The organism is Rhizobium sp. P2_G2 (assembly GCF_056403555.1).
In genome coordinates, this window is the sequence record NZ_JBFUFF010000197.1 from 1 (window position 1) to 5,659 (window position 5,659).

6 protein-coding genes are annotated in these 5,659 nt (G+C 60.3%); 1 reads left to right on the forward strand and 5 read right to left on the reverse strand.

All coding sequences use genetic code 11. The annotated features are described in order from the left end of the window. The 5 genes from AC1D06_RS41515 to AC1D06_RS41535 form a co-directional block, all read right to left on the reverse strand. Nucleotides 1-586 (reverse strand): ABC transporter permease (locus tag AC1D06_RS41515; protein ID WP_477991296.1); only part of this gene is annotated, 586 nt, incomplete at its 3' end. Further along, the gene (locus AC1D06_RS41520) at nucleotides 583-1,608 is read right to left on the reverse strand and encodes an ABC transporter permease (RefSeq protein ID WP_477991298.1); all 1,026 of its coding nucleotides are present in this window, start codon (nucleotides 1,606-1,608) and stop codon (nucleotides 583-585) included. The genes AC1D06_RS41515 and AC1D06_RS41520, both read right to left, overlap by 4 nt. Nucleotides 1,609-1,903: 295 nt before the next feature. Then, nucleotides 1,904-3,487: an ABC transporter substrate-binding protein gene (locus AC1D06_RS41525; protein ID WP_477991300.1), complete on the reverse strand. Its 1,584-nt coding sequence runs from the start codon at nucleotides 3,485-3,487 to the stop codon at nucleotides 1,904-1,906. Beyond that, a complete protein-coding gene (locus tag AC1D06_RS41530) occupies nucleotides 3,484-4,170 on the reverse strand; it encodes a helix-turn-helix domain-containing protein (RefSeq protein ID WP_477991301.1) in 687 nt (228 codons plus the stop codon). Before AC1D06_RS41530 ends, AC1D06_RS41525 begins: the two co-directional genes overlap by 4 nt. 301 nt (nucleotides 4,171-4,471) lie before the next feature. Further along, the gene (locus AC1D06_RS41535) at nucleotides 4,472-5,080 is read right to left on the reverse strand and encodes a hypothetical protein (protein ID WP_477881401.1); all 609 of its coding nucleotides are present in this window, start codon (nucleotides 5,078-5,080) and stop codon (nucleotides 4,472-4,474) included. 364 nt (nucleotides 5,081-5,444) lie between these two features. On the opposite strand from AC1D06_RS41535, the gene AC1D06_RS41540 reads away from it, so the two are divergent. Beyond that, on the forward strand, nucleotides 5,445-5,659 hold a 215-nt coding region (locus tag AC1D06_RS41540), incomplete at its 3' end, for a hypothetical protein (RefSeq protein WP_477991303.1).

Consider the following 5,659-nt stretch of genomic DNA (forward strand, 5'->3'; position numbering starts at 1 on the left):
GCACGCAGTTGGGCAGGATCTCGCGGAACATGATGTGCATTTTCGAGGCGCCGATGACTTCGGCGGCAAGCACATAGCCTTCTTCCTTTTCGGAGCGGGCGACATTGTAGACCAGCCGCGTATACCAGGGCCACCACATGGCGGTGRCGGCGATCATGCCATTGGTCAGCGTCGGCTCGAGCACGCCCATGATCGACATGGCGAGCACCAGCGGCGGGATCGACAGGAAGACGTCGGTGAGCCGCATCAGCAGATATTCGGTCCAGCCGCCGAGATAGCCGGCGGCAAGGCCGATGGCGACGCCGATCGGCACCGCGATGGCCAAGACGACGACGCCGAGGATCAGCGACACCCGATAGGCGAAGACCACGCGGGTGAAGAGGTCACGGCCGACCAGATCGGTGCCGAAAATGTTGGGCCAGTGCGGCGGCTGGTTGAAGTTGGAGAAGTCGACGACGGCGCCGACATGGTCCGGGAAGGGCGTGATGAAGTCGGCGAACACGGCCGAGAGCACGACGATCGCCACCAGGATCAGGCCGATCAGCGACAGCGGGTTGCTGAGCAGGATGAGAAGCGTTTTCTTCATGACGCCCTCTGCGACAGCCGGATACGCGGATTGATGATCGAGACCATGAAGTCGACGACGATGTTGACGATCAGGAACATGGCCGAGATGATCAGCACCGTGCCGACAATGGCGTTCAAGTCCTTGCGCAGGATGACGGCGACGCCGTATTTCGACATGCCGGGCCAGGCGTAGACGTACTCGACCAAAAAGGCGTTGCCGAGCATGGAGGCGAAATCCAGGCCGATTATGGTGAGCGAGGGGATCATCGACGGGCGGAAGGCATATTTGCGGGCGATCTTGCGCTCCGGAAAGCCATAGGCCTCGGCCATTTCGATATAGGGCTTGTCATAGGTCTCGACCATGTTGGAGCGCACCAGCCGTGCGGCCTGGCCGATGCCGGAAAGCGCCAGCGCGAAGGCGGGCAGGATGATGTGCCAGACGGCGTCGCCGAAGGCGGCGAGATCGCCCGCGATCAGCGTGTCGATCAGCATGAAACCGGTGAGCGGGGTGATGGTGAAATTGTCGGAGATGCGGCCGGCGATCGGGAAGAGATGGGTAAAATAGGAGAAGAGCAGCATCAGGATGACAGCCCAGACGAAGCCGGGGGCGGAGACGCCGAGCAGCGTGACGAAGCGGGCGGTGTGATCGACCCAGGTGCCGCGATAGCGGGCCGAGATTATGCCCAGGGGCACGCCGAGCAGCACCATCATCAGGCCGGAAATGATCACCAGCTCCATCGTCGCCGGCAGGAATTCGGCGATGTCCGTCGTCACCGGGCGGTTGGTATAGAGCGAGACGCCGAGATCGCCCTGGGCGAGATCGCTGACGAAATAGCCATATTGGGCGATGACGCTCTCATTGAGATGCAGCCGCTCGCGCAAGACCGCCACCGCATCGGCGGTCGCATTCGGGCCAAGCGCGATGCGGGCCGGATCGCCGGGGATCACCCGGGCAATCGCGAAGATGAGGATGGAAACCCCGATCAGCACGATCAGCGAGGTTCCCAACCGCTTCGCAAGCAGGCGGATCAGAGGGGGCATTTCAGAGGTTCTTTCTTCGAGTTTCGGGTGGAATTCACCACTCATCGAGCCGTGGGATCACCCCTCACCAAGCGCGGCCAAGGGTTCGCTATGCTCACCCGGCCTTGCTATCCTCTCCCGCAAGGGGAGAGGTAGGGTGCCTCAAGCGCAGGCCTTGCTTGTGGTAAGTCGGTGCCGCGAGTTTTTCCTCCCCCTTGCGGGAGAGGATACGAAGGCCGGACGAGCACTTGCGAGGCCTTGGCCGCAGTTGGTGAGGGGTGAAGCAGGCATAGCCTCACCCACTGTCACCGATGGCTTACTCATTCACTTCCATCAACCGGAACGTAAACCCGAACCCGGACACCCCGAACGCCTTCTTCGGATCCGACAGCGCCGGCACCACAATGCCCTTGCGTGCCGCAAACACCGCCGTCTGGTCCTGCGCATAGATCGACGGGGCCAATTCTTTCAGCCGCTTGTTCAGTTCCTCGTAGATCGCCTTGCGGTCGGCTTCGGGCGCGGTGCGGCCCTTGTCGAGCAGTTCGTCGACCTTGGCATCGCTCAAGTGTTCGGGTGACATCCAGGTGCCGCCGAGCTTGGAATAGTACATGTTGTAGAGCAGCGTATCGGGGTCACCCGTCGCCGTCGAGACGAAGACCTGCGAAATGCTCGGCGTCGTCTCAGGCTTGGTGACCATGTCGGTGAACAGCGCCCACGGCACCTTGCGCACTTCCGCCTTGATGCCGAGCTCGGCGAAATTGGCCTGCATCAGCAGCGCGAAACGCTCTTCGAGCGGCACTTCGCCGATCCAGGAGAGCTCGACCTTCATGTCTTCGGGCTTATACTTGCACTTGGCCAGATGTTCCTTGGCCTTGGCGATGTCCTTGTGCGTCGCCTGGTCTGATGGCAGCGAACCCAGCATGCCGGTCGGCAGGGCGCCGGTCGCCAGGCTGCCGAGCGAGACATTGTTGGTGACGGCGACCATCTTGATGCCGGCGTCGTAGTCGAAGGCATAGGTCACCGCGAGGCGGCATTCGACATCGTCGAAGGGCGGCTTGGCGGTGTTGATCTTGATGTAATATTCCGACACGCCGCGCTCGAACAGCAGCTGGTTGCCATCGGCGGCCAGCGATTTGAGCACTTCCGGCGGCAGCCATTGCGAGGAAATCTCGTGCTGGCCTTGGGAGATCAGCGTGCGGACCGTGGCGGCTTCCAGGCCATAGCGGAAGCGAACCGTATCCGGCGCCTTCTTCGGCATGCCGAGGAAGTAGTTCGGGTTCTTCTTCATCACAGTCTCGGACTGCGGGTTCTGCGAGACGAGCGTATAGGCGCCGGTGCCGGCGGTGTGGCCGGAGAGATAGGCCTGGCCCCAGTCCTTCATGGCGCCGTCACCCTTGCCGAGATTGGCAAGAACCGTCTTCTTGTCGATAACAGGCAGGTGGACGAGAGTGGAGATGAACGGCGCCGAGGGATCCTTCAGCGTGAATTTCACCGTCGCGGCATCGATCGCCTCGGCCTTGACCACATTGGTGTAGAGGTAGGAATAGCCCTGGCCGAGCTTCTGCATGCGGTCATAGGAGAAGACCACGTCGTCGGCGGTCAGCGGATTGCCGCTCTGAAACTTGACGTCGGTGCGGAGCTTGAACGTGTAGGTCTTGCCATCCGACGTCCAGCCGGTCGACAGCATCGGGTCGAAGCCGGGCTCTCCGGCCTTGGGCATGACCAGCGTGTCGTAGAGATTGAACATCAGGATGGTGTCGGCATAGTCCGAGGCCTTGCCGGGATCGATTTCGCCGATCGGGGCCTCGTCGAGACGGAGCACGGTTTCGGCATGTGCATATGCGTGGATCGATGCAGCGGCGAACAAAGCCGCGCCGATCATCTTCAACCCAGTTTTCATGTCTTGTTCCCCTTGCTGATTTTCAGCGGTTTTGGCGCGCTGCGCCGGTGTGCAGCCCGGGTGACGACCAGGCTGGTATTCGGGTCGCCCGATGGCTCGCCGTCACCGAAGACGTCCATCGTGCAGGTATGGAAAACGGTGGTCGGCTTGTCGGTGTGGTTCCAGGTGGCGTGGGTGCGCATGGACGGAAAATGGGCGGTGTCGCCGGCCTCGAGGATCATCACCTCGCCATCGAGCTCCAGCGTCAATTCGCCGTCGACGATGAAGAACATTTCCTCGCCCTCGTGGCTCATCGGCTCGCTGCGGAAGCCGGGCGGCTCGTGGATGATGGTCGACCGCAGCACATTGCCGGGGAAGGAGGCGGAGAGCCGCTCATAGGTGACATTCTTGCCGTTGAGCGCGCCCAGGCCATAGACCTGCCGGCTTTCATGCCGGGTGACGGGCGCATTCACCTTGGGCTGCTGGAAGAAAGAGCCGATCTCGACCTTCAGCACCCGGCAGACGGCGACGAGCGACACCAGCGACGGCACGGTGATGCCGCGCTCGATCTGCGATATGAAGCCGACCGAGAAGCCCGCGGCATCCGCGACCTCCTGCAGCGTCAGCTTCATCAGCTTGCGCCGTTCGCGCAGGCGTTCGCCCAGCGGATTGATATCCGCCGCGCCGATGTCGTCATCGGTCATGGGTTCGGTCTTCACTGTTCACCCTGGATTTTTTTAGTATTTCTTCAATAGGAAATTCAAAACCGGGTACTTGTCAATATGCTTTTTTAGTGATGCTAAAATTTTGTGGGGTGGTGAAGGAATGGGCAGGGGGTGGGGAGTGCGACGGTGACGTGGCCAGGGTCGTGAGGAATGGCGTCAATTATCCTCCCTCATCCTGTTTTCCGCAGGGGTGGGTTTTCGACGAATGATGCGAAATGCGAGGCAGCGGATATGAACTCGGTGTTCCAAGTCGGCTCAATGCAACACCAAGTACATGCTTTCAGTCATAAGTGAGTTTAACCGCCACTTGCTTAAGCATGAAGCGACTGGCCTCGAATCGCTCCGGTGAAAATGGTGTCGTGCCACTTCGGTAGCAGCCTTCGATCAGACCGTCTGCAGCGGCCATTTCGCTCTCAGGCAGATCATTAGCGTAAGCAATTGCGCAAGTTTGCTCGGGAATAGCAACCATGTAGTCCTCTCCGAAGATGTCTACAAAGAGGTCGGGGATCAACAGTCGTGATGGCCCGATGGCATCGTCGGTAAGCATCGCGACAATGGTCGTCTTGCCGCGTTCGTCTTTTCTGGCGCCACTCATACGCTTTGACTGCGCCATCCTTTGCAGATTTTCCATCGCCTTTTCAGGCCAGTCCACACCGGTATCCTCCCAATACTGGGCCATCTCATAACTTACGTAGATCAATATGTGCGGGGCGCTCCAAACGGCCCATGCCAAGGAGAAAGGGAGATCGGCCAGTGGAACGATTGGCCGCATGTAGCTACCGTCCAGCCAGTCGTACGGACGTATGATAGGTACGATTGAAGAGATGTCATGCTCGTGTGGCTGCCGGGCCATCGCAATTTCGTACAACTTCTGGATATCTTCATTCATGGCGGAAACTATTCATTTTCACATCACCTGCTAACCACGCGCCGCTGAAAATCGGGACGTGGTGATAAACACATTATCAAGTCAAACCTCTACTTTCTCCCAACAAAGAGTGTCCCCCAGGCATTTGAACACCGCTGTTTGCATCCGATCATACACCTGGCCGCGGCTGAGCCAATGGACGGCCAAGCAGCGAAATCGACGCGCTGACGCCGTGGAACTCCCCCGCCCGTACGATCTCCGCCGCTCGCTACCGCTGTTCCAGCGGAAACAGCCAGCCAATCCCGCACCAGCTATCTAACCCCCACACGGCCGGGCAATGTCCCGACCCGGCAGCTTCACGTCTCATCTATTGGTTCGCATGCAAATGACCCGTCCTCTCGCCGCAGCACTTTTCATCCTCCCTGAAACCCTTGCCAAGGCCGGCGCCGGTCTTGCGACGGCGGCCGGCAAATTTCGGCTGCGCCTGCTCATCCCGACCATGGCCTTCGCCGCCGTTGGCTGGAGTTGCCACGCCGAGGTTCCCGTCCGCACGGTCGCGGAGCTCGAGCCTATCGTGCCGGCGATCCAGCAGCCGAAACC